We start from the raw sequence: 2,069 nt of genomic DNA, 5'->3' as shown, positions 1-2,069 counted from the left end.
GTGTACTGTGCAATGCCATCACCGGCTTTGGCTGCTTTTTCTAACCACCGACTCGCTTCTTCGCTGTCTTTCTCTACACCTTCACCCCGCAGGAGCATCAAGCCGGTTTTTAGCTGACTGACAACAACTCCTTGCTCTGCTGAAGTCTTATAGAGCAGGAATGCCTGCATAGGGTCTTTCTCTACACCTAATCCTCTGGCGTATAATGTTGCCAAGTCACGTTGCGCTTTGGCGTTCCCTGCACTCGCGGAGCGCTTAAACCAAGTCACCGCTTGCGTCATGTCCGCGGTGACACCATCACCTTGGGTATATGCCATCGCCAGGTTGTATGCCGCTTCATGATGCCCAGACTCCGCTGCCAATGTGAGCCAACGCACGGATTCACCATGATCCACCGGAACACCCAGCCCTTTCGCGTTAAGCACCGCCAATGTAAAAGCGGATTCGGCACTGCCACTTTCGGCTTCCGAACGACACGCGATGGCGGCGACTCCGTAACTCTGCTTGGCATAAGCACTCAAACAATTTTCGGTCACAGCATCTGCGGCCTGTGCCGAAATAACACCACACACCAACGCAAGCAAACCGGACTGGGTAAGTAACTTGAACATCATTCCCTTTTGTTCCTCTAACGAACTGAAGACTGGCGAATAGGGCTTACTTTACCACTCATGTACCCGCTCTCCTATGCTGAGAAAGATGCACCCGGACAGATAAAGCTATACTTCCTAAGTGATTGGAATAAAGCGGAGCCTCTATGACGCGGTATTTTAACGCATTGGCAACTTTGGTAATTTTTGCGATTTTTCTCAAACTGGGCAGCCTGAGCAGCGTGATAAACAAACTACAGATCGGCCAACAGGAGCTGATCGTAGGTGTGGGGTTAGCTACCGTTGGCAGCTTATTGGGGTTGCAGTTGTTTTCTCTCGAATCAACCGAACATAGACATACCCCACCCATCAAACTTGGGGTGAACTTGGGTGGTTCTGTGGTTCCCCTGCTTTTTCTACTGTTCTTTTTTAATCAGCAATCACCGCAAATACTGCATGTCTTCATTCTGACAGCATTCGTCACCGCCGTGGTATATCCCATGACACGAATGGACCGCAAACGAGGTATGGTGATCTATCTATTCGGTGCAGTGATATCGGCCGCCTTAGGTGCACTGATTCTTGATCCGAAAAACTACCTCGTTTTAGCCTACTCCGCAGCGGTGTTAGGCACCCTCATTGGTGGCGATCTCATGCACCTTCCGCAACTCAAAAAGCTCACCGAACTGAGCAACCGAACGGTATTTATCGGCGGCGGAGGGATATTAGATGCCATTTTCCTGAGCGGATTGATGGCGATGATGACCGCCGAAACCTTTCAGCAGATGCACTTTCTTTGAGTTGTCTCAGAACGCAGATCATCACCTCCTCAGATTATCCGCGCTTTGTGCTATAGTTCGGCCCAATTGGAACAACCGGAAGAGTTAATTACCGATGGCGGGATCACTGCAGGATCAGCTGCTAAAAGCCGGACTGATCGACCAAAAAAAGGCTAAACAGGCCAAAACGGACAAGCGCAAAAATGCCAAAAAGGCAAAAGCGGCGCGTAAGTCCGGCGTAGAGATTGAGAAAGATAACACCCAGGAACAGCTGGAGCAGGCGCGTAAAGAGAAACAAATACGCGATCTCGAGCTGAACAAAGCACGTGACGCTGAGCGAAAGGTCAAAGCAACCGCCGCCGAAGTGCGCAATATCATTCAGCAACACGCCCTCGACATTCCCAAGAATGCGGACGTTCCGTATAACTTTGTGGAAGAGAAGAAGATCAAAAAGATCTACATCACTGAAGAGCAGCAGGCCCAGCTTATCCGTGGTCAGTTAGCCATCGCCATTATGGAAGACAGCCACCGTCTGATTCCTGATGTCATGGCCGAGAAGATCGAACTGCGTATGCCAGAACTGGTGATCCGAATCCAGCCAGAAGAAGCGCCGGACGAAGACGATCCATACGCGGACTTCCAGATCCCAGACGATCTGATGTGGTAAACCTGCCCGAGGGAAGAGCATCAACTCTTCCCT

At 50.6% G+C, this 2,069-nt stretch carries 3 protein-coding genes; 2 read left to right on the top strand and 1 reads right to left on the bottom strand.

Annotated elements, in window-relative coordinates; genetic code table 11:
- Positions 1-614, bottom strand: a 614-nt coding sequence (locus tag ABYW01_RS20245) for a tetratricopeptide repeat protein (protein ID WP_372836265.1), incomplete at its 3' end; no start/stop codon positions are given.
- A gap of 143 nt (positions 615-757) precedes the next feature.
- Here ABYW01_RS20245 and ABYW01_RS20240 point away from each other — a divergent pair.
- A complete protein-coding gene (locus ABYW01_RS20240; protein ID WP_372836263.1) occupies positions 758-1,390 on the top strand; it encodes a DUF1614 domain-containing protein in 633 nt (210 codons plus the stop codon).
- 94 nt (positions 1,391-1,484) lie between these two features.
- Complete coding sequence (locus ABYW01_RS20235) at positions 1,485-2,036, top strand: DUF2058 domain-containing protein (RefSeq protein ID WP_372836261.1); 552 nt, start codon at positions 1,485-1,487, stop codon at positions 2,034-2,036.
- Positions 2,037-2,069: the final 33 nt, after the last annotated feature.

It is taken from the genome of Pontibacterium sp. (genome assembly GCF_041587635.1).
Classification (GTDB): Bacteria; Pseudomonadota; Gammaproteobacteria; order Pseudomonadales; family Balneatricaceae; genus Pontibacterium.
This window is presented reverse-complemented; position numbering and strand designations above follow the sequence as displayed.